The organism is Bacillus sp. BD48, assembly GCF_046566805.1.
Lineage (GTDB): Bacteria > Bacillota > Bacilli > Bacillales > Bacillaceae > Bacillus > Bacillus safensis.
The window spans coordinates 86269-111723 of record NZ_JANGFM010000003.1 but is presented as its reverse complement, the minus strand read 5'-3'; the positions used below and the strand labels follow the sequence as shown (position 1 = coordinate 111723).

Below are 25455 nucleotides of genomic sequence, written 5' to 3'. Positions count from 1 at the left end.
ATATCGAACATTTGAAAATTGGCTCTCTCTATAGTATCCTTTATTCACAACATAAGGATTATAGAGGGGGCTTTTTTATGTCAATGGCATATGAAGAATACATGCGCCAGCTCGTTGTACCGATGCGTCAAGAGCTGACAAGTGCAGGATTTCAAGAACTAACAACGGAAGAAGAAGTAGAACAAACGATGCAAGAAGCAGAAGGAACGACATTTGTGGTTGTTAATTCTGTATGCGGGTGCGCAGCCGGCTTAGCACGCCCAGCTGCTACTCAAGCTGTGATGAAGGCAGAAAAAACACCAGATCGAATCGTCACAGTTTTTGCTGGTCAGGACAGGGAAGCAACGGCAAAAATGAGAGAATACTTCACAGGCGAAGAGCCATCGTCTCCATCTATGGCACTTTTAAAAGGAAATGAAATTGTTCATTTTATCCCGCGTGACGAAATTGAAGGTCATGAAATGGAAGACATCATGAACAACGTCTTATCTGCATTCGAAAAACATTGCTAATACACATGTTGAAATGTCCTGTGATCAAATCAGGGCATTTTTTCTTGATCATGATGGAGGAACCGCATGCTTATCACAACAAGCTTTAGAGCAAATGAACAAACACTTGAAATAGCAAAGGCACTTGCTGAGGATTTACATGGTGAGTATGTAGAAAGGCGCAAACAATCCGTCAAGCAGCTTGCGATGAAACGAGGAGACGTCCTTGTTGTGGGGAATGAAAGATTCGAGTGGTATCAGCCAAATGGTGAAAAATTCTTCTTCCACCCAAGCTCAGCGATGTTCAGAGTGAAGCGGCTCCTGCGCGGAGAAAAGGATCCTTTAATCGAAGCCACGCAGCTTCAGCCGGGCGATTCCTTTTTAGATTGTACGCTTGGCTTAGGATCAGATGCCATTACAGCAAGCATGCGAGTAGGTACGAATGGAAGGGTCGTCGGTATCGAAAAGAATACGCTGACAGCTTTGCTAGTGCGAGAAGGACTAAACACATGGGAGACAGGGGTAAGAGAGGCAGATGAAGCGATGAAACGGATATCTGTTGTAAGTGGAGACAGTATCGAGCAGCTAAAAAAGCTCTCTGATGAATCGTTTGATGTCGTCTATTTTGACCCGATGTTTGAGGAGACGATTCAAGAATCTGCAAGTATCGCACCACTCCGTCATGCGGCAGAGCACCACTTTGACCACGAAATAGCCGTCCAAGAAGCACTGAGAGTGGCGAGAAAAAGAGTGGTTTTAAAAGATCATTGGAAAAGCACCCGATTTCTAGCAGACTCCTATCAATTTCACGTGTTAAAACGAAAAACAGCCCAATTTCATTATGGATATATTGAGAAAGAAAAAAGCCCTCACTAAAGGCTCAGGTGTGCAGACAACTCCTTCAATTCCTTGTCCATCATCTAAAAAAGCCCTTTTTCAGGGCTTTTAATCTGTAATCTCCATATAGACAAAATAAAATAACGTCAGCAAGGAAGCCGTAATGAAAAACCCTTCAAGCATACCCATTCCTCCCAAATTTTAGTCGTCCTTACTGTCATTGTAAACGTTTTATTATGAAAAAGAAAGTCTCAAATCGGTGGCCAAATTGAATGACTGAAAATTCATTATATGCTAGAATAGCAGTATGATAACTTATGGAAGGAATTAGATATCATGAAGATGTGGATGAGAAAAACGCTTGTTGTGCTCTTTACGATTGCAACTTTTGGTTTAGTCTCTCCTCCGTCGGCTTTGATGACAGACAAGCCCTCCGAACTTTCTTCATCTGATAAAACGCCTTATACAGCTGTTTATGATACATCAGATGAAATGCGCAGCTGGGAACTAACGCAAGAGGAAAGCAAAGAGCAGACAGATCCCTTTGAGCAATATAAGCAAGAGGTGCTATCAAGTGCAGAAAATCAATCCTTTCTAAAATTTGGCCGTAAAATCACACCTGTCATTGAGGACGAGTACAGAGAAGAGATTCAGCCGAAGATTGAACAAGTGTTAACCGACTATTTAACAAATTTCAAAGATGACGAAAAATTTCAAGATGTTGTTCTAACTGATCAGCCTTCAAGCGGAAATGGTGAAAAAATCTTCCACATTTACAACCGCAAGACCGGAGAAGATTTGCTCCGTTTTCATGTCAGAAGAGATCAGCCGCCTCACAGCGGATATTGGTTTAACTTTCATTACCATACAGCAGAAGATGGATTCCAGACGCATCATGAACTCGGTAATATTTACTGGGATAAAAACACCCCGCCGAGCTGGATGAGCCACTAGAAGGAGATGTCATGCCAATTGAAAAAATATACAATGAACGAAATGGTGCAGATTACAAAACAAATGTTAAACGAACGCGGAGTGAAAATTGAAGATATCGCACACATTGTGCTGAAGCTCCAAGAAAAATATCATCCAAACCTTCCACTTAGTGTCTGTATTGAAAATGTTGAAAAAGTGCTGAATAAAAGAGAAATTGTCCATGCAGTTTTAACAGGACTTGCCCTTGATCAGCTGGCAGAAAAAAAGCTTTTGCCAGAACCTTTACAGCACTTAGTTGAAACAGATGAGCCGCTATATGGAATTGATGAGATTATTCCGCTTTCTATTGTCAATGTATATGGATCAATCGGTTTGACCAACTTCGGTTATTTAGATAAAGAGAAATTTGGTATTATTCGTGAATTAGATGAAGGCCGTCCAGGTGAAGTGCATACTTTCCTTGATGACCTAGTCGCTGCACTTGCCGCAGCAGCTGCAAGCCGCATTGCTCACTCACACCAAGATATTAAGGATGAAGAGCAGGAACGAGTGAATCAAGCATAAAAGAAAAACATGTCTGCTCCATCATGCAGGCATGTTTTTTTGGTTTCAACAAAAGCCGAAATAAGGTAAACTACAACAAGAACATAAATAAAGGATGAAAAAAATGAAACAATACAAAGAGTTATGCCGTCATGTATTACAGCATGGGGATGAAAAAGGTGACAGAACGGGTACAGGTACAATCAGCACGTTCGGTTACCAGATGAGATTTGATTTACAGGAAGGATTTCCTCTTTTAACCACAAAGAAATTACACCTGAAATCGATCATTCATGAGTTGCTTTGGTTTTTAAAAGGTGATACAAATGTCAAATATCTTCAAGAAAATGGTGTCCGGATTTGGAACGAATGGGCAGATGAAAATGGAGAGCTGGGCCGTGTATACGGGGCGCAGTGGAGATCATGGGCGAGCGGAGACGGCGAGACAGTGGATCAAATCACAAAGCTGATCCATGATATTGAACACAACCCGAATTCAAGACGACTGATCGTCAGTGCTTGGAACCCGGGGGAAATTGATCAAATGGCGCTTCCTCCTTGTCATTGTCTGTTTCAATTTTACGTATCAAACGGGAAGCTTTCCTGCCAGCTATATCAAAGATCGGCAGATATCTTTTTAGGCGTGCCATTTAATATCGCTTCATATGCTCTTCTAACAATGATGATTGCCAAAGTCACAAATCTTGAGCCAGGTGAGTTTATTCATACACTAGGAGATGCTCATATTTACCAAAATCATCTTCCGCAGGTGAAAATGCAGCTAGAGCGCGAGGAGCGCACGCTTCCTAAGCTTCGTATCACAAGGGATGTAAAGAGCATTTTTGATTTTACGTTTGATGATTTTGTGCTTGAGAACTATGATCCGCATCCGCATATTAAAGGAGAAGTCAGTGTATGATTTCCATGATTGTGGCGACAGGAGAAGACAGAGTCATAGGTCAAGATAATCAAATGCCTTGGCATTTACCAGCAGATTTAGCGTATTTTAAAAAAGTCACAGGCGGTCATACGATTGTCATGGGCAGAAAAACCTTTGAATCCATTGGACGAGCGCTGCCTAACCGCCGAAACATTGTGCTCACCACAAGTTCTTCTTTTCAAGCAGAAGGATGCGAGGTTGTTCATTCAATTGCTGATATTTTGGCAATTGGGGAAAGTGAGACAGAGTTATTTATCATTGGCGGGTCTAAGCTGTATGAAGAAATGATGCCATATGCGGATCGTCTATATATCACGCACATTCACCATGCGTTTGAAGGAGACCGCTATTTCCCGTATTACAATGAAGACGAATGGACGATTGTATCACGCGAAAAAGGCCATCGCGACGAAAAGAACCCCTACAATTATGAATTTGTCGTATATGACAAAAAAGGATAAGTGAGTAGGAGGAGTACGGTTGTTTCGTTATTGGTTTTTAACGATTTATGTTGTTGTATCCTTTTTAAAAAGTATGAGGCATTTGTACGATCATGAATTAACAGATCCACGCATTTCCTATACGAAACGAATGCATCTCATTCATGAGCATGCAAAAAGGTTTGCCCGGGGATGTATTGATCAATCAGGATCAGTCATGACCATACATCAGCAAAAGAAGCTGCCAGATGGCCCGGTTATTTATGTCACAAAAGAGCTGAATCCAGTTACGACGACATTATTGATTGGCCACCTTGAGAAGCCATTTGCTTTCATGGCAAAGCCGAAGCTCTTTCGGTATCCGATTTTAAAACAATGGCTGAAAAAAATGGCGGTTATCCATCAGAATCAAACAGATGAGGTCTTGTTAGAAGAAACAAAGGAAAGAATCATGTCTGGGCAGAGTCTATTGCTTTCAGAAGCATATCGTCACATTGCAGAGGCGATTGCTGAAGAATATGATTGTCCGCTTGTACCGATTGAAACAAGCGGAACGGATCGTCTTTTAACGGGGAAGATCGTGAAAAGAATGCGTCCTGTCAATGTCGATATTCATATTAAAGCACCTGTCATGTTCAGTGATTACGCACAAAAGCGTGCATAGAAAAAACCAGCATCCGAATAGTGGATGCTGGTTTTTTTTCATGCAGCAGGAACGTTCACGCAATAGAATAAAATACAGAAGAACATCGATGCACTGCCGCCGAGAACAAAGCTGTGCCAAATCGCATGATGATAGGGGATTTTCCGCCAAATATAAAAGATGGTTCCGACTGAATATAATATGCCGCCTAACAGTAAGAGGCCAAATCCTGCACCTGTTAATTGGATGTAAAGCGGTTTGATGGCAATGATAATCATCCAGCCCATTAATAAATAGACGAGGGTGGATACGATAATAAATCGTTTGACGAAAAAGATTTTAAAGACAATCCCACCAGCAGCAAGTGCCCATACAATGGCAAGGAGCGTATAACCGAGTGCGCCTTTTAGTGGTCCAAGTAAAAAGGGTGTATATGTACCAGCAATCAATACATAAATAGCCGAATGGTCGAGGATTTCAAAAATATCTTTTGTTTTTTTGTGCCGAATGCTATGAAGCAGGGTCGAGCTTAAATAGAGCAGCAGCATGGATGCACCAAATATCGAAAAGCTGATAATGTCTGTGACGGTGCCGTATTGAACAGCGAATAAGACGAGAAACACAATGGCTGGGATGGATAAAATAACACCTATGCCATGTGTAATGGCGTTTGCAATTTCTTCTTTTACAGTAAACAATGGATGTCCTCCTTTTATTGAACCGGTATATAACCATCAAGCGACTTCAGGAATGAAAGACCTTCAAGTGTAATCTTCGTTCCGGCCCTGCCTTTTCCTTTCGTCACGTATGCTTTTTTCTCAAGATCATCTAAGCGGTTTCTCACTTGCTGAGGGGTCAGCGGGATGTCTCCTTGTTTGCTTAATTCAGACAAGATGCGCCTGCTGGCTGCTTCTCCTTTTTCATTGAGAGATTTAATGGCTTCCAGCAAGAAAACAAACTCTTGTTTTTCCATTAGTGTGAGCTGGTGTTCTTCCTTTTTACCTTTTACGGCTGAGGGAAGAGGTGCTAACACAAAGGGCGGTAAATGGTGTAAAAATACCGTTTGTCCCTCGAGTATGGCCGCAGCGTAATGAACGATATTTTTGAGCTCTTGCACATTTCCTTCGAATGGATACTGCTGCAAGGCTTCCCAAACACTTGGGTCAATGTCAGGTGCCATGTTCAGCTCTTGAAAGAAAGCATTTGTTAACACAGGAATGTCTGTTTTTCGTTCGGCTAAAGCCGGAAGGGCCAAGTGAAGAACAATTAGACGATAAAACAGCTCGGGTAAAAAGGTAGAAGAAACCCTGAGTGCCTCTAATGATAAAGACGAAGAAGCAATCACTTTTGTTGCAGGTGAGGTTTCTAGAAAGTGAATGATCTGGTGCTGCATAGGAATACTTAATGCGCTGATCTCATCTAAATAAAGAATTTGATTGTTATTTTCTGTGAAGGCTTTCTGTAAGGTTTCTTCATTCAAGATGGGGCAATACATGTGTGTCAGTGATGCGTTCGCCATTTCTTGGGCGAATAGTGTTTTGCCTGTGCCGATGTCTCCTGTTATCAAGACCGGCTGCTCGTTTCCTGAGAATTGTTTTGCCAGATGAATTGCATGTTTGATATCTTGATGATCTCCATATATTGAAGTGAACGAATGTATAGCCATGGGTGATTCCTTTCTTTGTGGTTCTAATTGGTTCAATTGTAACACCCAATTAAAACAAATGTACAGGAAAACGAAAAAGTTTATAAAATTTATGATTGATCCTTGATCTATTGGTTTATTTTTTGAATATTCATGTTATAATGACAAATTAAATAAGGTTAAAGAGAAAGGATCTTGTACATGAAACCGTTGCTCAAAGAAAATACGCTAATTCAAGTGAAAGACATCTTAAAAGCCCATCAAAATTTGAAGGATGTAGTCATTCATACACCACTTCAAAAAAATGAGCGACTTTCTGAACGATATGAATGTAATGTCTACTTAAAAAGAGAGGATCTTCAAGTAGTTCGTTCCTTTAAATTAAGAGGCGCTTTTAATAAAATGAGCCAGCTTCCAAAAAATAAACTAGAAAATGGCATTGTTTGTGCAAGTGCTGGAAATCACGCACAGGGAGTTGCCTATTCTTGTAAATATTTAGGCATCCACGGGAAAATCTTTATGCCTGCTACGACGCCAAGGCAAAAAGTATCACAAGTGGAGCTGTTCGGAAAAGAATATGTTGAAATTATTTTAACCGGAGATACGTTTGATGATTCGTATCATGAAGCCGTAAAATGCGGAGATGAAGAAAAGCGCGAATTTATCCATCCGTTTGATGATTTGGATGTGATGGCAGGACAAGGAACGACTGCTGTAGAAATATTAAATGATATCGAAGTGGAGCCTCATTTTTTATTTGCAAGTGTCGGAGGTGGAGGTCTGTTATCTGGTGTAGGTACATATATCAAAAATATCTCACCAGAAACCGAAATTATTGCAGTCGAACCGCTTGGCGCAGCTTCACTGCATGCTTCACATGAGAAGGGCGAGGTTGTGACACTTGATTCGATTGATAAGTTTGTAGACGGAGCAGCGGTTCAGCGGATTGGTGAAAAGACGTTTACATCGCTTCAGTCTGTTGTCGATAAAATCAGTCTTGTACCCGAAGGGAAAGTATGTACAACGATTTTAGAACTGTATAATCAATGTGCGATTGTAGCAGAACCGGCAGGCGCATTGCCTATCGCAGCATTAGATGCCCATCGCGAGGAGATTAAAGGCAAAAATGTTGTCTGTATTGTCAGTGGAGGAAATAATGACATCGGCAGAATGCAGGAAATCAAAGAACGCTCGATGATTTATGAAGGACTTCAACATTACTTCATTGTCAATTTTCCGCAAAGAGCAGGAGCACTTCGGGAATTTTTAGATGAAGTGTTAGGGCCAAATGACGATATCTCACGCTTTGAATATACGAAAAAGAATAACCGAAGCAAAGGACCTGCGCTAGTTGGCATCGAATTGAAAGAAAGAGATGACTATGCGGCGCTGATTGAGCGGATGGATAAAAAAGGCTTCCACTATGTTGAAGTGAATAAAGATCAAGATTTATTCCACCTATTTATTTAGGCTTAACAGATAATTGGAAAAGAGGATTGATCGTTTGTGCTGCTCAAAACAATATGTTTTAGACGGATGGATGGAGCTCAGATCAAGGTAACAGAAGTTCCTGTTCTAAAGGGAGATGAGACGTATCGTTTCATGCTCACCATTAGACTTGAAGCTTTCTTGAAAAAAGTCTATGTATCTAAAGGAAAGAGAGCTGTGTACTCTTTCAGAGAGGATGTGAAACGTAACGTCAAGTGGAGCACATATGAACAGATCTATCAGGAGCCTACACTGAAACACAATGCGTAAGCACAAATCTTTGTCAAAAGGGGGAAGCAGCCATTTTGAAATGGCCGCTGCTCAGTTTGGCAAGGATTTTTTTAGTGACAAGAAGAAAATGTGACAATTTCAAAAACGTTAGGTCAGTTGTTTTCAAGTGTGCAGGAAATAAGGTAATATCATAAGTAAAGACTAATACAGCAAGGATGAGACGATAGTGAAACAAATTAAAATTGTAACAGATTCAACTGTGGACCTTCCGCAAGAGAAAATCAATGATCTTTCCATACACGTGATTCCGCTCAATATCTCCATTTCTGGAGTTGATTATATTGACCGAGTGAATATACAGCCAGATGAATTTATTGAAAAAATGGAGGCCGCTGAGGAACTGCCGAAAACGTCTCAACCTGCGATCGGTCAATTCGTCGAATTATATGAAAAACTGACGGCAGATGGAAGCGAAGTGATCAGTATCCATTTAACTGGTGGAATGAGCGGTACTGTTCAAACTGCTGAAAGCGCTTCGAAAATGGTAGATGGAAACATCACGGTGATTGATTCGCATTTTATTTCCTATGGATTAGGATTTCAAGTCATCAAAGCAGCAGAACTAGCCAAAAAGGGTGCAAGCCGTGAAGACATCATCACAGAATTAGATAAAATCCGTCTTCAAACCAAGCTATATGTCACGATCGATACATTAGAAAATCTTGTCAAAGGCGGCAGAATTGGAAGAGGTAAGGCGCTGATCGGCTCACTTCTTCACATCAAACCAATTGCCAGCTTAACAGACGGGGTATACACGCCAGAAGCGAATGTGAGAAGTTACTCTGCGCTTGTCCGGCACCTGACAAAACAGTATGTACAGGCGGTGAAAGGAAAAACAGTTCAAGCTATTGGGATAGCGCACGCAGATGCATTAGAACTCGCCGAAAAGCTCAAAAAAGCGCTGCTTGATCACACACCTGAAGCACTGATTGACATCGCCTACACAACACCGATTATTTCGTGTCATACTGGAAAGGGTGCAATAGGCTTTACTTTTTATACCGATTGATGGAAAAAGGGGATGGACAAATCATGGATAGAAAAAGGGGAGCCTTGCTTGGTGCGCTTATGATGATAAGCGTGCTTCTTTTAGTCTCATGTTCAAATGGACAAATCAAGGATGCGTTAAATTATCAAATAGAACCGTTTGAGTTTGAAAACCAAGATGGTCAAAAGGTGTCATTGGATGATTTGAAGGGGAAAGTATGGGTAGCAGATTTTATTTTCACAAGCTGTGAAACGATCTGTCCGCCGATGACCGCTCATATGACAGAGCTGCAAAAACGGTTAAAAGAAGAAAAATTGGATGCGCATATCATTTCCTTTAGCGTGGACCCAGAGGTCGATTCACCGAAAAAGCTAAAAGAATTTGCAAAAGCATATCCATTGACCTTTAAAAATTGGGATTTTCTCACTGGTTATTCACAGTCAGAAATTGAAAAATTCGCAATGAAAAGCTTTAAAACCATTGTAAAAAAACCTGAAGATGAAGACCAAGTGATTCATCAGTCCCTGTTTTTCCTTGTCGATCAAGAAGGGAAAGTGATGAAAAATTATGATGGCGTGCAAAACACACCGTATGATGACATCATCAAGGACATCAAAACGCTGAACCGAAGCTAGCATAAGGATGTTCAAATGAGCGAAAACATGATACACTTTTTTAATCAGAAAAAGGAGGGACATCATCGTTTGAAGGCTCGTTTGATTTTGATTGTGATGTCTCTAGCTTTTGTTCTTTCTGCATGTTCCGCGCAAGAGGCTGGCATAAAGGATAAACTAGAAGACACACAAAACGTAAAAGAACATATTACCATCGCAGCGGTTGGAGATTCCTTAACAGAAGGGATCGGAGATCAAGATAAAAAAGGCTATGCAGGCATGACCCGTGACAAGATAGAAGCGGTGGACGGCGTGCAATCTGTCACATTAAAAAACTATGCCATTAAAGGCAGTAGAACAGTAGATTTACTAAAGAGATTAAAAGAAAAAAAGGTGCAGGACGGACTGAAAGACGCTGACTATATTTTCTTTACGATCGGCGGGAATGATCTCATGCATGTTGTTCGTCAAAATGTGCTTAATTTGACGTTTGCTCCTTTTCAAAAAGAGCAGGGTCCTTTTGAGGAGCGCTTTAAAACCATTCTTGCTCAACTGAGAGAACAGAATGACCATGCGAAAATTATGTATGTCAGCATGTACAATCCTTTTAAGTTCAGTTTGTCTGAGCTGCGAGATATTGATGAAGTCGTGAAAGACTGGAATGCCGCTGCCAAAAAGGAACTCAAAAAAGACGGCAATGCGGATATGATCAATGTAGCAGATTTATTTGAAGAAGATTCTGATGAAAAATTACTGGCAGATGATGATTTCCACCCAAACCAAAAGGGGTACTCTCTTATGGCAAATCGTTTATTCTCCGAAGTGAAAAAAGAAGGACTGCCGAAGGAATAGGGTGAAAAAGATGAAAAAATGGAAAAGCTTATTTTTTATTTTACTTGCAATCAATCTATTGATTGTGATTGCCTGCGGTATTTTGATGCTTCTGCCAGGCGGTCAATCCGCTTCAACCAAAGAAGTGAAAAGTGAATATGCTTTTCATATATCCAGCTCAAAGGAATCACTTACCAGCTTTGTAAATGATTATTTGAAAAATCAAGGATCAAATGATATGCCAGACTTTCATGTAGCGATTGATCAAGATGTGAAAGTAACAGGTGCAATTAAAGCTTTCTCTTCAACGATTGATGCAAACGTCTCATTTACGCCAACTGTTGAAGATAATGGTGATGTGCTTTTGAAAGTAGATGACTTTTCAATTGGACAATTGAGCATTCCGATTAGTTTTGTTTTAAGCTACATGGGTCAGTTCTATGAGCTGCCAGAATTCGTTCATGTAAAACCGGATCAAAAAACGGTTGAAGTGCGTCTTTCAGAAATGCCGCTGACGAATGATATGTATGTGAAAGCAAACAAAATTGATCTACAGAACGATGAAATTGAATTCTCATATTATCATCCAAAGCAATAGAACGTGTGAGTCAGGAGTGAAATCATGAAGCGAGTCTATCAATATTTTAGTTTACTATCGTTTTTGTTTGCTGCGTACTTTGGCATAACAGCTGCCAATGCTTTAAAAGCAGAAAATATCGATCAGTTTTACTTAAATATTGCCTACTGTGCATTATTTCTAGGCACGATGATTCTTGCTTTTGATTTTCAAAAGCAAGAAAAAGCTGAAGATGTCTCGTAAGGAGCCTTTTCCACTTAGGAAAGGCTCTTTTTTATAGTTGCCGAGACAAGACCACCTTTGCCATAAGTTCAGGATCTCCGTTAGCAAAACCATGAAGCAGAATCAGGTATGCGCGCTTTGTTTGCAGATGAACTTTTGGGATATCAAGCAGTACACTTTGAGTGCCGGCGGCTTTCAATTCAAAATGATATTTATTCGGGGAGAAATGATGAATGTGGGTGCTGTTCACATAATCAAGCCCCTTCGATATGATCCCTTGGTCACGTTCATATATATCTATTGAAGGAAGGTCCGGAGACAACTGTACAAATGTAAGTGCTGACAGGTCTTCTTGTTTGATCAAAGTGTCCTGCTGCTCAGTCAAGAGTGCAAAGCCTGCACGGGCACCTGTGATACATAATGTGTAGACCTCGCCGCTCTTAAATCGAATGCGGGAATGAAGAATTCTCTCATTTGTAGCCAGTTTGAACACTTCTATTTCATACATTCCCTCATCCCACTCCATATAAGCGGTCAAATGGCTGTAAGGCATTGGTTTCATTACCTGCTTCCGGTTCACATAAACAGCGAGCTCACTGAGATCTGGTGCAGCGTGAAATAATCGAATAAAGGCTTTTGATGAAGGGCTGCTTTGAAGATGCTCGTAGGTGTCAGCGAATGGCCGATATGGAAAGTCATGATAAAAGAGCTGCTGCATGTCATCAATCCCTTCTTTCTCATGCAATGGTGTTTTTTGTAGCGTATGCATGAAAAAGGCGATCTGTATAGGCAAAAGAAGCATAGAAAAAAGCCTGACGTATTCAGTCAGGCCGGCATGTTAAGAAGGAGAAGAATATTGATGATATTCAGCTAGTTTAATGAACGTTTTTTCATCCTCAATTAAACCACAAACGCCGCACTGGACTTTCATTTGAGGACCTTGATAGCTCAAGTGAAAAGGAGACAGCTGCTCTCCTTCGTATCTTTCGACAACTGCTCCTGTTGCTGGATCTAGCTTTACAGGTTCTGAAAGCTGCTCAATGAGATTAAAGCGCGTTCTGTTTGTTTTACAGTTTGGACAAAGATAAGGGCTTGTCATGGTTCATTCCACCTCTTTTTATCCGTAGCATGTCCTGAGCGCTAAAATCTATGCTTAATCCTTTTGATTTTTATCCAGCTTTTTAAATAATTTGATCATTGTTTTTAGTTCTTCGTCATCAAATGATTCAAATCGCTCCATAAAGTATTCTGTTTTCTTTTTCTCAAAATGCTCAGTAATTTCCTTACCCTTATCGGTTAAGTGGATTTTGATGATGCGTCGATCCTCTTTTGAGCGGATACGGGTGATCCAGCCTTTTTCTACGAGTGTGTCAGTCACAGCGGTAATATGACTTGCTGACACTCCAAGAATGGAAGCGAATTCCGTTACTTTTTTTGCACCTTGCTCACGGAGCAGATTTAAAATAAGAAATTCATTCCGAGATAATTCGTTTTCGAGCAGGCTGTTAATTTCATAACGGATCTGCTTGAATACGGTTCTCAGTAAAGTGTCCATTTCGTACATCATTTGTTTTCTTTGTTCCAATCATTAAACCCCCATTATATTTTAAAGATACGACAGAATGCTTTCTTTTATTTTAGGTATACAAGTCGTATCATTTTCATTATTTTTTATCATGTTATAATATGATGATACCATTTTTTAAATGAAGGGGGCACTAATATGTCTGAAAAACAAGAATTAGCCACATTTGCAGGAGGCTGCTTCTGGTGTATGGTTAAACCTTTTGATGAACAGCCGGGCATTATCAAAGTTGAATCAGGGTATACTGGCGGACATACAGTGAATCCGACCTATGAGGAAGTATGTACAAATACAACGGGACATAGAGAAGCGGTTCAAATCACGTTTGATCCTGACGTGTTCCCGTATGAGAAGCTGCTAGAACTGTATTGGCAGCAAATAGACCCAACAGACGATGGCGGGCAATTTGGTGATAGAGGGGAATCTTACCGTACAGGTATTTATGTTCATCATGACGAGCAGCGAAAGCTTGCAGAAGCATCGAAAGAGCAGCTGAGCCAAAGCGGGATTTTCAAAAAGCCAATCGTTACAGAAATTTTAGACGCAGGTCCTTTTTATCCAGCAGAGGAATATCATCAGCATTATTATAAGAAAAACAAAATGCACTACGAACGATATCATGTCGGTTCGGGCAGAGCCGGTTTTATTGAGTCCCATTGGAGTGATAAGTAATGGCAAATGAAAAAGAAAAGCGTATAAAAGAATTAAACCGCATGCAGTACGAAGTCACGCAAAATAATGGCACAGAGCCGCCATTTCAAAATGAATTTTGGGATCATAAAGAAGAAGGTATCTATGTGGATATCATTTCAGGAAAGCCGCTTTTTTCTTCTTTAGATAAATTTGATGCCCACTGCGGATGGCCAAGTTTTACAAAACCGCTTGAAGACGAAGAAGTAGCAGAGAAGGTTGATACGAGTCATGGAATGGTGCGGACAGAGGTTCGCAGTAAAACAGCTGATTCTCATCTAGGTCATGTTTTTCCTGATGGACCAGGGCCAAACGGTCTTCGGTATTGTATCAACTCAGCCGCTTTAAAGTTTATCCCAAAGGATGATCTTGAAAAAGAAGGCTACGGGGATTTGAAACATCTATTTGATTGATCCAATTAAAAATCGTCACATGGAAAGCATCTGCTTCCGTGTGACGATTTTTTATTTTTTATGATGTGTATGATGTAATTGTTTGATGATGTGGAATAGCTTTTCTTTTGTAATGAGCGGTGCTTCTTTTGAGGTGTAATTCGTTAAGTCGACTTTTTGAAAGGCAGGGTGCAAATGTGGTCTCGGTAAAATGGCATAAAATTGCTCATGTTCAAACAGTGCATCTGCTTCGTGCGGGAATGTGAGCTCCTCGTGAAGCTTTTCGCCAGGTCTTTTTCCGACTACGAGAATATCCGGAGTTTTAGCATTGATTTGAGCGGCATATTCATGAAACGCTTTTAAGAGATCGGCAAGCTGTAAGGACTCCATCTTGAGAATGAAGGTTTCGCCGCCTTTCATCATGATTGCTGCTTGAAGTGTGAGGGAAACAGCCTCTTCAATGGACATAAAAAAACGTGTCATATGAGGATCAGTCACGGTCAAAGGTTTTTCATTTAATAGCTGCTGGAGCATGATGGGAATGACGGAACCTCTAGATCCAAGTACATTGCCAAAGCGTACAGAGCAAAACCTGGTTTTTTGATTTGGAATACTTTCGTTTGCTTGGAAAAATAGTTTTTCTGAAATTAATTTTGTTGCACCCATGGCATTCGTCGGAGAAACCGCTTTGTCAGTTGAAATGTTGACGACATGACTCACTTCATGTTCAATTGCGGCTTCAATGACATGCTGCCCGCCGATGATATTCGTTTGAACGGCTTCGAACGGATTATCTTCACAAGTGGGTACTTGTTTTAAGGCCGCTGCATGAAAAATGATATCCACACCTTTGACGAGCAGTCTCACGCGGCTTGCATCCCGGACATCTCCTAAAGCGAATACGACCTCTGGATGATCTGCGTACTCATTTTTCATCATGTATTGTTTGCTGTCATCTTTACTGAAGACGATAATCTTCTTTGGAGAGCAACTTGTTAATTTATTCACGATTTGCCGGCCGATTGATCCCGTACCGCCTGTAACTAATATCGTTTTGTCACGAAAAAAAGTCTTCAAAGTCATTTCTATCTGTTTGGACATATCTAATCCCCCAACTCTCATTTCTCTACTTTGCATCATATGTGAAAGAGCGGCATTCGTTTGAGGAAAAGAACCACTTCATGTATAAATTAGGTGAACAAATTATAACCATCTGCTTGTCGTCTTAATAGAATATGGAGAGATAAGAGATCAACTAGAAAAACGAGAGACCTGAATACTTCAGTACTGCGGTCAGCTCGAGCAGAGAAGAAAATGGTAAGGGAGCTGTGCGCGAGGGGAGAAGAGAAGACATGTATAGGGGAAATCGTATTTTAGCTATGATACCTGCATTTAGAAGTCACGACGGCCAGCATGGTGAACACATACGTATTTTGGCAGAGCGGCCGCTTATCTATTGGACCATTCAGCCGTTACTGCAAATGATTGAGTTAGATGAAGTCATCGTCTCGTCCGAGGATGTCAATACGCAAATCATTTCATCTCACTACGGAGCAAATGTGATTGAACTGCCAAGCACACATGTAACAGAACAAACGCCGTCGCTGTTAGCTGTGAAGCATGCGCTTGCTTATTTAGAGCGGGAGGGGAAAACCTTTGATATTGTGCTATATCTGCATCCATCGTCTCCTCTAAGACAGCCGGCAGATATCGAGAAATGCTTGCAGCTTTTAGTGGAGGGGGGATATGACTGTACGGCATCATTTACAGAGGCGTTAGAAAACCCAAATGAAACTTGGACATTGCATGAAAACAATGAAGCTACTTTATATAAGGACAATCATTACTTTTTCATGCCAAAGCATGAGCAGCCATATACGTATGGCCGTCTTAATGGTGCGGTATATGCTTTTCATGCTCATTATGCAAAAGAATGCATTCATTCCTTTTTAGAAGGATCTGTCGGAGCATATATGATGGATCACACGCGGTCGATTGTGGTGAAACAGGAGGCAGACCGGAAAGAGGCCGAAAACGTTTTATTGGCTCGCCACGATGCGGAAGATCATGCATAAGCTGGCATTGAACAAGGAAAAGCGCCCAGTTATAGGGCGCTTTTTACGATTTCATAAAGCCTTTGCGGCATCGTATCAAATGTATTCCAGCGAACAGTTTGCTCGTAGTTGTTCAGTGCGACCGCCTTTCTTTCACCTGCATTTGATCCATAGTATTCAACCTGTTCTATCAAATCGTCCTCATCTTTGTAAAAAGCAAAGCTTGAAAAAAGATGCGGAGGATGTAGATCCGTCAATTGAAAACTTCCAGTTGCAGCAATGTCAAACGCTCTGTTATTGAGACTCATATTTTGAATCATGGCTTTGTTTTTGTTATACGCAAATTGAGCCGGCCTATGCGGATTCAGGACAATCGCTGTTTGCTGATAGATGTCCGCCATTTGCTGAGGACTCAGCCAATTCGTTATCAGTGTGAAATCTCGATAATGTCTCCGTGATTTATTTAAATGACGGTGCCATTCCTTACCTGCAACGAGAATACGCCATTTGTTTTGCTGCAAGAGTGTATCGATGGCTTTGATTCGGTTGGGATAAGGGTAGCCAACGAGTGCAATGTCATACGTGCACATCTCTTCTGGCGAATCATTTTTCTGAAAGATCCGTGTATTTGTCGGAATGGGAAAGTAGTGCGTATTTTCAGCGCCTAATTGTTTGTAAAATGGCAAAACCCCTTCATCGATTGTTAATATGAGCCGCGCATCTCGTGCGCAAGCAGCCGATACATCTGTATAAAAGGGATCTTCTGTCATCCATAGAACGATCGGGATTTTTTCTTGTTTGAATTGATGAAGCACATCTTTCGGAACATGATCACCGATCATCATCAAAACAAAATCCGGAGAAAATGTCCGGATTTTGTGCATGTTAGTGGGTAGAGATTCTCTATCAATCTTTACACATGAAAAGGGGGAATCAATGAAGCTTTCTTCTACCCATTGATCAAACATGTGATAGATTCCGCCGTAGCCAGAACTGATATAAAGAAGCTTCATGATGACCCTCTCACATTAAGATGTGAATGTAACACTTTCAACTTTATCTACATCTAATAGAGTCGTTGCTGAGCCTGTAGGTGTGACAGAGCTTTCTTGTGTAACAAATACAACACCTGTTGAAGCATCGAATGATACAAATTGAACTGGTCCAATTAAATCTCCTGAGTCTGTGACAATGCTAATGACTGTTCCTGGTGCAAGTCTTGCAAAGATCCATCTTGCTGGCTGAGATACATCGAGTGTTGTCGCAGAATCTGAAGGTGATGCCTCAGCTGCCACTTCACTTAATAAATCGTTTAATTTTTCTTCCATTTGAACTCCTCCTTCTTCGAAATTAACTGTTAATGCATGACTAAGTGGTCTGAAAAACACTTTCAATAGTTCTTTTTTTAATTCAGCACGCTTGTCGCTCATTTTTTCCCCATCCTTTCCTCATCAATTCAAACTCACCCCTATGTATATGCCATTCATTTTTTTTGGCATAAGCATAACGCTGATTCCTGGTTCTTTTTTTCAATTAATCAGTTCACACATTTTTAAAAATGTTTTCAAATGCTGAGGCTAAATGAAGTGGTTCTCATACTCTAGTAAAGATTAAATGTGAAGAGAGAGGGATTATGAATGGAATTTGAACAATTATTAGATGGTTGGAACGAAGAATTACTAGAGTCGGAAGGAGTGCTTGAAGTCATCTTGATTTTACTTCTTCTTCGCCTTTTAGAAGAAAGTGAGGATGAGAATGTGTCAGACATCAAAGAATTACTTCGTCCATGGCTTGAGCTTGGCATTCCGGTGCCGCGTGTTCATTTAGTTAATGGAGATGTACTTCAAAACGTGGTTGTCGTGCAATTGTTTGATACGGTAGCGGTCTTTAAAAACGCGACAAATCAGCTAAGAGTGAGTGTTCCTTATGTGAACATTGTCAGCTGGGGGGCTTTTTAATCTAATCAAAAAGGATAATGATCATGAAAGTATCGGTGATTTTAACAAGCTACAATAAACCAGATTTCATTGATCGTGTGCTAAAGAGTATGCTAGAACAAACGTATCCGCATTGGGAGCTTTTGATTATGGATGATGGCTCAGAACAGGGCACCATTCAAAAGATCCAGCCCTATTTAAGTGATGAACGCATTCAGTTGTATTCGCACACGGTTCATCCGGCAAAACGGCTGTTAACCGCACGTTATGCGACGCTTATTAATGAAGCATTAACCCGTATAACAGGTGAGCTCATTTGTTATTTAACCGATGATACCGTGTATCATAAAGATCGTTTGCTTAAAATGGTGGATGTTTTTCAGTCGAATCCTCATGTAGATATTGTGTATTCCTCGCAGCGGGTTGTGCATGTTGATCAGCATTTAGTGGAAACAATGAGCTATGTTCGAGAAGCAGATCAAATCTTAGAGCATGCGTCCTTTCAGGTGGACCATTGTTCGGTCATGCACAGAAGCTGCTTGCTTCCACTCATTCATGAAACATACGGACAATATTGGGACGATGAGCCAAAGCACTGGCATCATGCAGATTCTGTATTTTGGATGAGGCTGAATCATTTCGCTGCGTTTTTTCCATTAAAAGATGTACTGGATACAACGTATAAAACGCCCCATTCCTTTCATCATCTGTTTTCAAGTATGCCGTATGATTTAATTGACGGAACGGTCATTGAAAAAGAAGGAGATTATTATCAAATCGCAGACGGGAAACTTCATGGGATTGAAAAACGCTGGATAAATGAAAAGAACAGGCGTGCGATCCGTGTTCCACTGTTATGTGAGATGAAATATGAAATGAAAGAGAAGCTGGCAGTACCCAATTATACAGTCGTCACCGCAGATCATGGAAAAACGTTCTTTTATATTGAAGATCAGAAAAAAAGACGGTTTGCTTCGAAACGTGACGTGCAATATTTTCAGTTTCACCCAAAAGAGATCTATACGATTTCAAATGACCAGCTTCAGGCATTTGAGGATGGCAGCATCATTCAAGCTTCTCCCGTTTTCAGTCCGCCAAACAGGCGCCTGTTTAAATGGAAACAAGATGTTTATTTACTTGTGCATCATACCTTTTGCCGAATTGATTCTGAGGTCGTGAAGCGATTTGCTTTTTATCATCAACCGATTAAGCTGTACCCGTCCCAATTTACGTTATATCAAGAAGGAAAGCCGATTGTGCCGCTGTATAGGGAATCGCTGCAAGAATTCGATATGTCTCTTTATCAAACATCCGGACGAAAGCACTTCTCATAAGAGGGGTGCTTTTTTAGCAATGATTGCAGGAAGTAGGAAGGAAAAAGCGAAACATGAAAAGGACAGGGAACCATTTAGAGATGATCAAGCCGCTGAAAACTCGGCAATTGATGCCAGTTTTTTGGCACTGAAAGTGAGGGGGAAAGAATGGGGAAGGTTGTCGAAAGAGCAGATTGGTTTGAATTGATTTTAGAAGCCATTGATGAAGCCATCCACGTTGTAGATGATCGAGGGATGACGATTTTTTACAATCATAATGCCGCTAAGTTTGACTGTTTACAAAAAGAAGAGGTGATTGGCAAGTACATCCTTGATGTGTATCCCTCTTTAACTGAAAAAACAAGTACGCTCATGCATGTGTTGAGAACAGGAAAGCCGATTTATCATTCGCTGCAAACTTATTTGAATAAAAACGGAGAAAGAATTGAAACAGTGAACACGACATTGCCTATTATTGAAGACAATGAATTAATAGGTGCGGTCGAAGTGGCAAAAGATGTATCGAAGCTGTCCGCTCTTTCAAATCGTTTAGGCCAAAAAAAGCGGACACATGACGTGGCTGGGGTAGAAAAAATGCATGATTTTGCTTCATTTTTAACAAATGATCCGCTTTTAAAAGAAATGCTTGAAAGGGCAAAAAAAGCAGCTGCTTATCCGTCATCAGTTGTTGTCTACGGGGAAACAGGGACAGGAAAAGAAGTGCTCGTTCAAGCCATTGTCCATGAATCTGACCGAAAAAACCAAGTGTTCATTCCACAAAACTGCGCAGCACTCCCAGAATCATTACTTGAAAGTTTATTGTTCGGATCTGTCAAAGGAAGCTATACGGGTGCAATTGATCGCAAGGGACTTTTTGAATTAGCTGATGGAGGCACGCTTTTTCTTGATGAGCTGCAAGCGATGCCGCTCACGCTTCAGACGAAATTATTACGTGTGTTAGAGGATGGTGTTGTACGCCGCATCGGTGATGCCAAGTCCATTCAAGTGGACGTTCGGCTCATTACGGCGCTCAATATGGACCCATTCGAAGCAGTGAAAAAGCAAATTTTAAGAGAAGATTTATTTTATAGACTGCATGTGTCATCTTTTCATATCCCGCCGCTTCGTGAGAGAAAGCAAGATATCACGTTGCTATCCCGCCACTTCATTCAAACCTATCATCAGCAGTTTTCAAAAAACGTCACACGCCTTTCTGAAGAAACGGAACGATTGTTTATGGCTCACCACTGGCCTGGGAACGTTAGAGAATTAAAACATACGATAGAACATGCCGTGTTGATGATGCCAAAGGAAGAGGAAGAGATCATCCCTCTATACCTTCCGGCGCACTTACGTGAGCAAAAGCTGGAAAAAGAAACATCTGAATCCTCATTAAAAAATCAAGTGTCTTCATTTGAACAAACATTGATTCAAGAAGCTTTACATCAGCATAATGGAAATATTAAAAAAACCGCCGCCGCCTTAAAAATCCCTCGACAAACGCTGCAATATAAATTGAAGAAATATGCAGGTGCCGAATTGTAGGCACAACATTCAATTGAATATGACGGGTAAAGCTCCTTTTGTAAAGAATAGGGGCATTTTCCCATGTTGGCACATAACTTGCATAGTATAAAGTGAATGCTGATAGGGGGAATGGATATGAATCAGAAATTGTATGAACCGGCGCGTCACTGGAAGGACATAGAGCTTTGGAATGATGTACCTGAGGAAAAGTGGAACGACTGGATTTGGCAGCTGACGCATACCGTGAAAACGCTTGAGGATTTAGAAAAAATCGTAAACTTAACAGAAGAGGAACGAGAAGGGGTGAAGATTTCCACCAAAACCATTCCACTCAACATTACACCCTACTATGCCTCACTGATGAATCCAGACGATCCAAGATGTCCAATACGTATGCAATCTGTGCCAATTGCAGAAGAGCTTCATAAAACAAAATATGATCTGGAAGATCCGCTGCATGAAGACGAGGACTCACCTGTCCCGGGGCTCACGCACCGGTATCCAGATCGTGTACTGTTTCTTGTGACAAATCAGTGCTCCATGTACTGCCGTTATTGTACGAGAAGACGTTTTTCCGGCCAGATTGGTATGGGTGTGCCGAAAAAGCAGTTAGATGCTGCAATTGGATATATTAGAGAAACACCTGAGGTGCGGGACGTGTTAATTTCTGGCGGAGATGGACTGTTAATCAATGATCAAGTGCTTGAATACATTTTGAAAAACTTACGAGACATTCCGCACGTTGAGATCATTCGGATTGGAACCCGCGCGCCAGTTGTCTTTCCGCAGCGTATTACAGATGAGCTGTGCGAGATTTTGAAAAAATATCACCCAGTTTGGCTGAACACTCATTTCAACACAAGTATTGAAATTACAAAAGAAGCAAAAGAAGCGTGCGAACGTCTTGTGAATGCCGGCGTCCCTGTAGGGAATCAGGCCGTCATCCTTGCAGGTATTAACGACAGTGTGCCGATTATGAAGAAGCTGATGCACGACCTCGTGAAGATTCGGGTCAGACCATATTATATTTATCAATGTGATTTATCTGAGGGCATTGGCCACTTTAGAACACCAGTCTCAAAAGGGCTTGAAATCATTGAAGGCTTAAGAGGGCATACGAGTGGTTATGCAGTACCAAGCTTTGTTGTAGATGCGCCAGGAGGCGGAGGGAAAATTGCCTTACAGCCAAATTATTTACTATCGCAAAGCCCTGACAAAGTCGTCCTTCGTAACTTTGAAGGTGTCATCACCTCCTATCCAGAACCAGAGCATTACGTCGCAGGTCAGGCAGATGCGTATTTCAATGAAATTTATGAAGAGAAACAAGAACCGGCAATTGGTGTGACCGCACTATTTCAGGATGAAGCGAGATCGTTTACGCCTGAGAATTTAAGCCGAATGAAACGTAGAGAAGCATATGAGACAAATCCTGAACACGACACACTCAAAAACAAACGTGAAAAACGAGATGAATTAAAAGAAAAGAAATATCAAGCGCTGCTCAAAAAAGAACAAACCGTGAAGGAGGAGAAATAGCCTTGCTGACATGTGATTGGTGTGAGGAAAACAAAGCAAAGGCAGAGCAGACGACAGTCTATTGGGAACTGATCACGGGCACACAATCAATTGAAATCATCGAAACGCCGTCCATTTCCTGCACGCACTGCGGGATGACCTATCAAAAGGATGAGACGGTCAAAGAGATTGAAGATCAATTAATTTTAGTGGATCAGACAAAACTTCCAGAAAAAATCTCCTATGGAGAATTAATGAGCATGGAGCGGTTATTAAAGCGAAATTACTTTGACTTTTCATCATAAGTTGTACCTCCGCCTATACAAGTCATCAAATTGCTGTATAATATAACAACAAAATAGAGAGTCGCGGAGGGAAAAACAGGTGAAGTCGTTTTACCATTATTTAATGAAGTTCAGACATCCAAAACCGAAAGATGAAATCAGCCATTTCGCAAATGCTGCGTATGAGGATCACAGCTTTCCTAAAGCTTCCACAGATTATCATGAGCTGTGTGCCTATTTAGAATTAAATGGTGATTATTTAAGCTCAATGACGACATTTGACGAAGCGTTTGAGCAATACGAAGTAGAAGTCAAAAAAAAATAACACACAACCGCTTGTCCGAATGGAGAAGCGGTTTTTTCATGAGAAATAAAATGGCGTTTTGCATGGTGTGGTTGCCCATGCAGAATTCCTTGCGCCGGCATACGATACGTTAAGACCAAAAGTCGGGCAAGGGGGAGACAGAATGAAGGCGAAAGCACCAAAATATCAAGTAGGGGATATTGTCGTCGTTGTCATGTACGGCACAGTCGGAACGATTACAAAAGTCCATCAAATTGACCAGCACTATTTATATGAGGTCAATCATAATGAGGTGCTTTATTTTGAAACATCACTTCAGCTTTACGATGAGTATAACGGGGTGATTGTCGATACAGAAAAGCTGGACATTGAATATGAGTTCCTCATTGGCGATGTTGTATATGTAAAAGATTACGGAAAAGAGCTATTTAAAATCATCGGTCATCGGACTGAAATATGGCGCTACCTTGACGATGGCTGGGAAGATGTCATTTACGAACTCACGAGGCTAAAAGACGGAGAGTGGCTGGAAACAGAAGAAGAAGATTTAACGCTTGTCCTAAGGAAGTATGAGATGGACCAGTTTGTTCATCAGCTTCTTTTTGTGCATTACGTTGGAGAAACCTCAAAAGAGTTAGAAGAAGATATGGTCCAAACAGCTCTATTGCAGCTAGAAGAGAAACAAGAAAGCGAAGCTTCACTTGAATTTCTCGCTGTATCTATAGTGGATGAGCTTCTTGATATCTATAATGATTATAAAATTCTCTACGAATTTTTCAAAGATCCAGAATATAAGGATATGATGGATTTTATTTTGGAAAGTTTACACGAACATTTTGGTTAAAGAAAGACTTGTCCTAACACGAATAAAAAATAAGGCACACAAAAAAATACAATCACATAAAACCATCCCCTCAAGATACGGCCCATCACCTGATCAAATGTTTCTCCATCTAATATGCTTAACCATTTCATTGCCTCAAGCCCCTTTTCTTTTTGTTTACTGCATTTATATGTATGGAATGAGCCATTATGACAAACTGTAATAAAAAACAGCCGGCGTTCATACATCATAAAAAAGGAGGCGGAATGCAATGAAAGAAGCAGATTTGGTGATTGATACAGAGGAAATTGCGGAGTTCTTCTACATGGAGCTGATCAAAAGAGGGTACATACCTGCTGAGCTTGAAACGTTTGAGCTGGCTGACATTACATTTGAATATATGCTGAAAAAAACAATGATAGTTGAAGAAGAGGCGTGGTAGGTACTATACTTTGAAGAGATTCTGAAGAGAGAGGGAGGGGAATCTTTCGCGTGTATATCCTATTTCTTTTCATTTTATTTGGCGCCATTGCTGCGCTCATGGTATCTGGGGTTTGTCAAGATTTGGACAACCAGATCATCTTATGGTTTGAAAGCATCAGACTCCCTTTTTTAAATGATGTCATGCTGGCTTTGACGGACTTTGGCATCAGCGCGCTGCTCGTTCCCGTCATGCTCATTTTTAGTGTGGTCTTGTTTATGTATAAGCGTTATTACTCTATCATGATGCTTTTTCTATTATATTTCACAGAAAAGACAGTCAATCATGAATTAAAGGGGCTGTTTGCTAGAGAGCGTCCGGCATTTGATCACCTTGTTAATGAAACGTATTACAGCTTTCCGAGCGGACATTCGATGAATGCAGCCACGATCTATCCTTTTATGGCTTATCTATTAGTTGAAATGATCCCATGGCTGAAAGAAAGACAAAAAATCGTCTATTTGATCACAGGACTGGGTGTCCTGGTCATTGGCATCAGCCGGATGTATATCGGCGTGCATTATTTGACAGATGTCGCTGGAGGCTTTGCGATAGGACTTGCTTTATTTCTCATTTGTAAAAAGATTGACGAAAGATTGTCTGTCATTCGACAAAAATAGAAGAAGGAAATTGCCAGATCCCAGCCAATTTTATATAAAAGGGGAGGGATTTGAATGCAATTGACGTTGAGATTTTTTCAAAAGAAACCTTCAGCATTTCAATTAACCATTTATCAGACACCTGAATATGGCGCTGCAAGCGGGCATCAGCCTGTGTACCGGACAAAGATTGGCGGCAGAACACATCTTGATGTACTGGAAAAAGCATTCTCGACATTTAATGTACATGATACAGTCCCTAATGATTACAATGCGCGGTTTATCACAACAGGTGATATTGTTGTGATTGATGATAGGAAAAAGGGGAAGTGCTATTATCAGCTCTCTCCGGCAGGGTGGAAACGCAGTGAACGAATGATGACGATAAGTTAAATAGATGATTGATGATGCCAGCTTGAGATTCAGCTGGTATTTTCTTTTTTAAGCTCGATCGTTTATAATAAA

At 40.8% G+C, this 25455-nt stretch carries 36 protein-coding genes; 27 read left to right on the top strand and 9 right to left on the bottom strand.

Annotated elements, in window-relative coordinates:
* Positions 1-77: 77 nt before the first annotated feature.
* The 7 genes from ACLGGR_RS10465 to ACLGGR_RS10435 all read left to right on the top strand — a co-directional run bounded on the left by ACLGGR_RS10465 (position 78) and on the right by ACLGGR_RS10435 (position 4851).
* On the top strand, positions 78-512 hold the full coding sequence (locus tag ACLGGR_RS10465; RefSeq protein ID WP_142945830.1) for a BrxA/BrxB family bacilliredoxin: 435 nt from the start codon (positions 78-80) through the stop codon (positions 510-512).
* A gap of 66 nt (positions 513-578) precedes the next feature.
* Positions 579-1367, top strand: a complete 789-nt coding sequence (locus ACLGGR_RS10460) for a class I SAM-dependent methyltransferase (protein WP_410973044.1) — start codon at positions 579-581, stop codon at positions 1365-1367.
* Positions 1368-1664: 297 nt separating this feature from the next.
* Complete coding sequence (locus ACLGGR_RS10455) at positions 1665-2282, top strand: YpjP family protein (protein ID WP_142945828.1); 618 nt, start codon at positions 1665-1667, stop codon at positions 2280-2282.
* Between the two features lie 18 nt (positions 2283-2300).
* Positions 2301-2828, top strand: coding sequence for a phosphatidylglycerophosphatase A family protein (locus ACLGGR_RS10450; RefSeq protein ID WP_095408822.1), 528 nt, complete (start codon positions 2301-2303; stop codon positions 2826-2828).
* A 103-nt stretch (positions 2829-2931) separates the two neighbouring features.
* Positions 2932-3726, top strand: coding sequence for a thymidylate synthase (locus ACLGGR_RS10445; protein WP_041085780.1), 795 nt, complete (start codon positions 2932-2934; stop codon positions 3724-3726).
* Complete coding sequence (locus ACLGGR_RS10440; RefSeq protein ID WP_251216657.1) at positions 3723-4208, top strand: dihydrofolate reductase; 486 nt, start codon at positions 3723-3725, stop codon at positions 4206-4208. The genes ACLGGR_RS10445 and ACLGGR_RS10440 overlap by 4 nt, the downstream gene beginning before the upstream one ends.
* A 19-nt stretch (positions 4209-4227) precedes the next feature.
* Positions 4228-4851 (top strand): lysophospholipid acyltransferase family protein, encoded by a 624-nt coding sequence (locus ACLGGR_RS10435; RefSeq protein ID WP_410973043.1) that lies wholly within the window; start codon positions 4228-4230, stop codon positions 4849-4851.
* 38 nt (positions 4852-4889) lie between these two features.
* Here ACLGGR_RS10435 and trhA read toward each other — a convergent pair whose 3' ends face one another.
* Positions 4890-5528, bottom strand: a complete 639-nt coding sequence (gene trhA / locus ACLGGR_RS10430; RefSeq protein ID WP_041109539.1) for a PAQR family membrane homeostasis protein TrhA — start codon at positions 5526-5528, stop codon at positions 4890-4892.
* Positions 5529-5542: 14 nt separating this feature from the next.
* Positions 5543-6496 carry an AAA-type ATPase lid domain-containing protein gene (locus tag ACLGGR_RS10425; RefSeq protein WP_410973042.1) on the bottom strand — a complete coding sequence of 318 codons (954 nt, stop codon included), beginning with the start codon at positions 6494-6496 and terminating at the stop codon, positions 5543-5545.
* A 180-nt stretch (positions 6497-6676) separates the two neighbouring features.
* Here ACLGGR_RS10425 and ilvA point away from each other — a divergent pair, with 180 nt between their 5' ends.
* From ilvA to ypmT, 7 genes are all read left to right on the top strand, one after another.
* Positions 6677-7945, top strand: coding sequence for a threonine ammonia-lyase IlvA (gene ilvA / locus ACLGGR_RS10420; protein WP_048239514.1), 1269 nt, complete (start codon positions 6677-6679; stop codon positions 7943-7945).
* A 36-nt stretch (positions 7946-7981) separates the two neighbouring features.
* A complete protein-coding gene (locus ACLGGR_RS10415; RefSeq protein WP_142945823.1) occupies positions 7982-8233 on the top strand; it encodes a YpmP family protein in 252 nt (83 codons plus the stop codon).
* A 187-nt stretch (positions 8234-8420) separates the two neighbouring features.
* Positions 8421-9263 (top strand): DegV family protein, encoded by an 843-nt coding sequence (locus tag ACLGGR_RS10410; RefSeq protein ID WP_142945822.1) that lies wholly within the window; start codon positions 8421-8423, stop codon positions 9261-9263.
* A gap of 23 nt (positions 9264-9286) precedes the next feature.
* Complete coding sequence (locus ACLGGR_RS10405) at positions 9287-9877, top strand: SCO family protein (RefSeq protein WP_285846214.1); 591 nt, start codon at positions 9287-9289, stop codon at positions 9875-9877.
* 69 nt (positions 9878-9946) lie between these two features.
* Positions 9947-10708: an SGNH/GDSL hydrolase family protein gene (locus ACLGGR_RS10400; protein ID WP_251216660.1), complete on the top strand. Its 762-nt coding sequence runs from the start codon at positions 9947-9949 to the stop codon at positions 10706-10708.
* A gap of 10 nt (positions 10709-10718) precedes the next feature.
* Complete coding sequence (locus tag ACLGGR_RS10395; RefSeq protein WP_142945819.1) at positions 10719-11285, top strand: YpmS family protein; 567 nt, start codon at positions 10719-10721, stop codon at positions 11283-11285.
* A 24-nt stretch (positions 11286-11309) separates the two neighbouring features.
* On the top strand, positions 11310-11507 hold the full coding sequence (ypmT, locus tag ACLGGR_RS10390; protein WP_024422723.1) for a protein YpmT: 198 nt from the start codon (positions 11310-11312) through the stop codon (positions 11505-11507).
* Between the two features lie 31 nt (positions 11508-11538).
* Here ypmT and ACLGGR_RS10385 read toward each other — a convergent pair whose 3' ends face one another.
* The 3 genes from ACLGGR_RS10385 to ACLGGR_RS10375 form a co-directional block, all read right to left on the bottom strand.
* On the bottom strand, positions 11539-12255 hold the full coding sequence (locus ACLGGR_RS10385; RefSeq protein ID WP_410973041.1) for a DUF4397 domain-containing protein: 717 nt from the start codon (positions 12253-12255) through the stop codon (positions 11539-11541).
* A gap of 69 nt (positions 12256-12324) precedes the next feature.
* Entirely contained in the window at positions 12325-12585 is a 261-nt protein-coding gene (locus tag ACLGGR_RS10380) for a hypothetical protein (RefSeq protein WP_024422721.1), read from the bottom strand.
* A gap of 54 nt (positions 12586-12639) precedes the next feature.
* Positions 12640-13071 (bottom strand): MarR family transcriptional regulator, encoded by a 432-nt coding sequence (locus tag ACLGGR_RS10375; RefSeq protein WP_142945818.1) that lies wholly within the window; start codon positions 13069-13071, stop codon positions 12640-12642.
* 138 nt (positions 13072-13209) lie between these two features.
* On the opposite strand from ACLGGR_RS10375, the gene msrA reads away from it, so the two are divergent.
* Positions 13210-13743, top strand: a complete 534-nt coding sequence (msrA, locus tag ACLGGR_RS10370; protein ID WP_024422720.1) for a peptide-methionine (S)-S-oxide reductase MsrA — start codon at positions 13210-13212, stop codon at positions 13741-13743.
* Complete coding sequence (gene msrB / locus ACLGGR_RS10365) at positions 13743-14174, top strand: peptide-methionine (R)-S-oxide reductase MsrB (protein ID WP_048239398.1); 432 nt, start codon at positions 13743-13745, stop codon at positions 14172-14174. Before msrA ends, msrB begins: the two co-directional genes overlap by 1 nt.
* A gap of 51 nt (positions 14175-14225) precedes the next feature.
* On the opposite strand, the gene ACLGGR_RS10360 is transcribed toward msrB, so the two are convergent.
* Complete coding sequence (locus ACLGGR_RS10360) at positions 14226-15254, bottom strand: SDR family NAD(P)-dependent oxidoreductase (RefSeq protein WP_410973040.1); 1029 nt, start codon at positions 15252-15254, stop codon at positions 14226-14228.
* A gap of 251 nt (positions 15255-15505) precedes the next feature.
* Between ACLGGR_RS10360 and ACLGGR_RS10355 the strand changes: the two genes are divergently transcribed.
* Positions 15506-16228 carry an acylneuraminate cytidylyltransferase family protein gene (locus ACLGGR_RS10355; RefSeq protein ID WP_410973039.1) on the top strand — a complete coding sequence of 241 codons (723 nt, stop codon included), beginning with the start codon at positions 15506-15508 and terminating at the stop codon, positions 16226-16228.
* Between the two features lie 29 nt (positions 16229-16257).
* Here ACLGGR_RS10355 and ACLGGR_RS10350 read toward each other — a convergent pair whose 3' ends face one another.
* Both ACLGGR_RS10350 and ACLGGR_RS10345 read right to left on the bottom strand, forming a co-directional pair.
* Positions 16258-17220, bottom strand: coding sequence for a CgeB family protein (locus ACLGGR_RS10350; RefSeq protein WP_410973038.1), 963 nt, complete (start codon positions 17218-17220; stop codon positions 16258-16260).
* Between the two features lie 15 nt (positions 17221-17235).
* Positions 17236-17637, bottom strand: a complete 402-nt coding sequence (locus ACLGGR_RS10345) for a hypothetical protein (protein ID WP_142945814.1) — start codon at positions 17635-17637, stop codon at positions 17236-17238.
* Between the two features lie 207 nt (positions 17638-17844).
* Here ACLGGR_RS10345 and cgeC point away from each other — a divergent pair, with 207 nt between their 5' ends.
* The 7 genes from cgeC (at position 17845) to ACLGGR_RS10310 (ending at position 23931) form a co-directional block, all read left to right on the top strand.
* Positions 17845-18165, top strand: a complete 321-nt coding sequence (gene cgeC / locus ACLGGR_RS10340) for a spore maturation protein CgeC (protein WP_142945813.1) — start codon at positions 17845-17847, stop codon at positions 18163-18165.
* A 17-nt stretch (positions 18166-18182) separates the two neighbouring features.
* The gene (locus ACLGGR_RS10335; protein ID WP_410973037.1) at positions 18183-19478 is read left to right on the top strand and encodes a glycosyltransferase family 2 protein; all 1296 of its coding nucleotides are present in this window, start codon (positions 18183-18185) and stop codon (positions 19476-19478) included.
* Between the two features lie 147 nt (positions 19479-19625).
* Positions 19626-21002, top strand: coding sequence for a sigma-54 interaction domain-containing protein (locus tag ACLGGR_RS10330; RefSeq protein ID WP_410973036.1), 1377 nt, complete (start codon positions 19626-19628; stop codon positions 21000-21002).
* 117 nt (positions 21003-21119) lie between these two features.
* A complete protein-coding gene (kamA, locus tag ACLGGR_RS10325; protein WP_410973035.1) occupies positions 21120-22520 on the top strand; it encodes a lysine 2,3-aminomutase in 1401 nt (466 codons plus the stop codon).
* A 2-nt stretch (positions 22521-22522) separates the two neighbouring features.
* Positions 22523-22804 carry a YokU family protein gene (locus tag ACLGGR_RS10320; RefSeq protein WP_251216668.1) on the top strand — a complete coding sequence of 94 codons (282 nt, stop codon included), beginning with the start codon at positions 22523-22525 and terminating at the stop codon, positions 22802-22804.
* 79 nt (positions 22805-22883) lie between these two features.
* Positions 22884-23108, top strand: a complete 225-nt coding sequence (locus tag ACLGGR_RS10315; RefSeq protein ID WP_024422709.1) for a YozE family protein — start codon at positions 22884-22886, stop codon at positions 23106-23108.
* A 142-nt stretch (positions 23109-23250) separates the two neighbouring features.
* Positions 23251-23931 (top strand): hypothetical protein, encoded by a 681-nt coding sequence (locus ACLGGR_RS10310; protein ID WP_142945808.1) that lies wholly within the window; start codon positions 23251-23253, stop codon positions 23929-23931.
* Here the strand turns inward: ACLGGR_RS10310 and ACLGGR_RS10305 are convergent.
* A complete protein-coding gene (locus tag ACLGGR_RS10305; protein ID WP_258182067.1) occupies positions 23928-24062 on the bottom strand; it encodes a hypothetical protein in 135 nt (44 codons plus the stop codon). The genes ACLGGR_RS10310 and ACLGGR_RS10305 overlap by 4 nt on opposite strands.
* Positions 24063-24181: 119 nt before the next feature.
* On the opposite strand from ACLGGR_RS10305, the gene ACLGGR_RS10300 reads away from it, so the two are divergent.
* From ACLGGR_RS10300 to ACLGGR_RS10290, 3 genes are read left to right on the top strand one after another with little or no spacing between them, the layout of a single operon-like run.
* On the top strand, positions 24182-24352 hold the full coding sequence (locus tag ACLGGR_RS10300) for a YozD family protein (protein WP_012010277.1): 171 nt from the start codon (positions 24182-24184) through the stop codon (positions 24350-24352).
* 50 nt (positions 24353-24402) lie between these two features.
* Entirely contained in the window at positions 24403-25011 is a 609-nt protein-coding gene (locus ACLGGR_RS10295; RefSeq protein ID WP_251216669.1) for a phosphatase PAP2 family protein, read from the top strand.
* Positions 25012-25065: 54 nt separating this feature from the next.
* Positions 25066-25383, top strand: a complete 318-nt coding sequence (locus ACLGGR_RS10290) for a hypothetical protein (protein WP_251216670.1) — start codon at positions 25066-25068, stop codon at positions 25381-25383.
* Positions 25384-25455: the final 72 nt, after the last annotated feature.

Coding starts and splice junctions, on each gene's coding strand:
- ACLGGR_RS10465 (WP_142945830.1), top strand. CDS start 78: ATGTCAATGGCATATGAAGAATACATGCGCCAGCTCGTTGTACCGATG.
- ACLGGR_RS10460 (WP_410973044.1), top strand. CDS start 579: ATGCTTATCACAACAAGCTTTAGAGCAAATGAACAAACACTTGAAATA.
- ACLGGR_RS10455 (WP_142945828.1), top strand. CDS start 1,665: ATGAAGATGTGGATGAGAAAAACGCTTGTTGTGCTCTTTACGATTGCA.
- ACLGGR_RS10445 (WP_041085780.1), top strand. CDS start 2,932: ATGAAACAATACAAAGAGTTATGCCGTCATGTATTACAGCATGGGGAT.
- ACLGGR_RS10440 (WP_251216657.1), top strand. CDS start 3,723: ATGATTTCCATGATTGTGGCGACAGGAGAAGACAGAGTCATAGGTCAA.
- ACLGGR_RS10425 (WP_410973042.1), bottom strand. CDS start 6,496: ATGGCTATACATTCGTTCACTTCAATATATGGAGATCATCAAGATATC.
- ilvA (WP_048239514.1), top strand. CDS start 6,677: ATGAAACCGTTGCTCAAAGAAAATACGCTAATTCAAGTGAAAGACATC.
- ACLGGR_RS10405 (WP_285846214.1), top strand. CDS start 9,287: ATGGATAGAAAAAGGGGAGCCTTGCTTGGTGCGCTTATGATGATAAGC.
- ACLGGR_RS10395 (WP_142945819.1), top strand. CDS start 10,719: ATGAAAAAATGGAAAAGCTTATTTTTTATTTTACTTGCAATCAATCTA.
- ypmT (WP_024422723.1), top strand. CDS start 11,310: ATGAAGCGAGTCTATCAATATTTTAGTTTACTATCGTTTTTGTTTGCT.
- ACLGGR_RS10385 (WP_410973041.1), bottom strand. CDS start 12,255: ATGCATACGCTACAAAAAACACCATTGCATGAGAAAGAAGGGATTGAT.
- ACLGGR_RS10380 (WP_024422721.1), bottom strand. CDS start 12,585: ATGACAAGCCCTTATCTTTGTCCAAACTGTAAAACAAACAGAACGCGC.
- msrA (WP_024422720.1), top strand. CDS start 13,210: ATGTCTGAAAAACAAGAATTAGCCACATTTGCAGGAGGCTGCTTCTGG.
- msrB (WP_048239398.1), top strand. CDS start 13,743: ATGGCAAATGAAAAAGAAAAGCGTATAAAAGAATTAAACCGCATGCAG.
- ACLGGR_RS10360 (WP_410973040.1), bottom strand. CDS start 15,254: ATGTCCAAACAGATAGAAATGACTTTGAAGACTTTTTTTCGTGACAAA.
- ACLGGR_RS10355 (WP_410973039.1), top strand. CDS start 15,506: ATGTATAGGGGAAATCGTATTTTAGCTATGATACCTGCATTTAGAAGT.
- ACLGGR_RS10350 (WP_410973038.1), bottom strand. CDS start 17,220: ATGAAGCTTCTTTATATCAGTTCTGGCTACGGCGGAATCTATCACATG.
- ACLGGR_RS10345 (WP_142945814.1), bottom strand. CDS start 17,637: ATGAGCGACAAGCGTGCTGAATTAAAAAAAGAACTATTGAAAGTGTTT.
- cgeC (WP_142945813.1), top strand. CDS start 17,845: ATGGAATTTGAACAATTATTAGATGGTTGGAACGAAGAATTACTAGAG.
- ACLGGR_RS10335 (WP_410973037.1), top strand. CDS start 18,183: ATGATCATGAAAGTATCGGTGATTTTAACAAGCTACAATAAACCAGAT.
- ACLGGR_RS10330 (WP_410973036.1), top strand. CDS start 19,626: ATGGGGAAGGTTGTCGAAAGAGCAGATTGGTTTGAATTGATTTTAGAA.
- kamA (WP_410973035.1), top strand. CDS start 21,120: ATGAATCAGAAATTGTATGAACCGGCGCGTCACTGGAAGGACATAGAG.
- ACLGGR_RS10310 (WP_142945808.1), top strand. CDS start 23,251: ATGAAGGCGAAAGCACCAAAATATCAAGTAGGGGATATTGTCGTCGTT.
- ACLGGR_RS10305 (WP_258182067.1), bottom strand. CDS start 24,062: ATGAAATGGTTAAGCATATTAGATGGAGAAACATTTGATCAGGTGATG.
- ACLGGR_RS10300 (WP_012010277.1), top strand. CDS start 24,182: ATGAAAGAAGCAGATTTGGTGATTGATACAGAGGAAATTGCGGAGTTC.
- ACLGGR_RS10290 (WP_251216670.1), top strand. CDS start 25,066: ATGCAATTGACGTTGAGATTTTTTCAAAAGAAACCTTCAGCATTTCAA.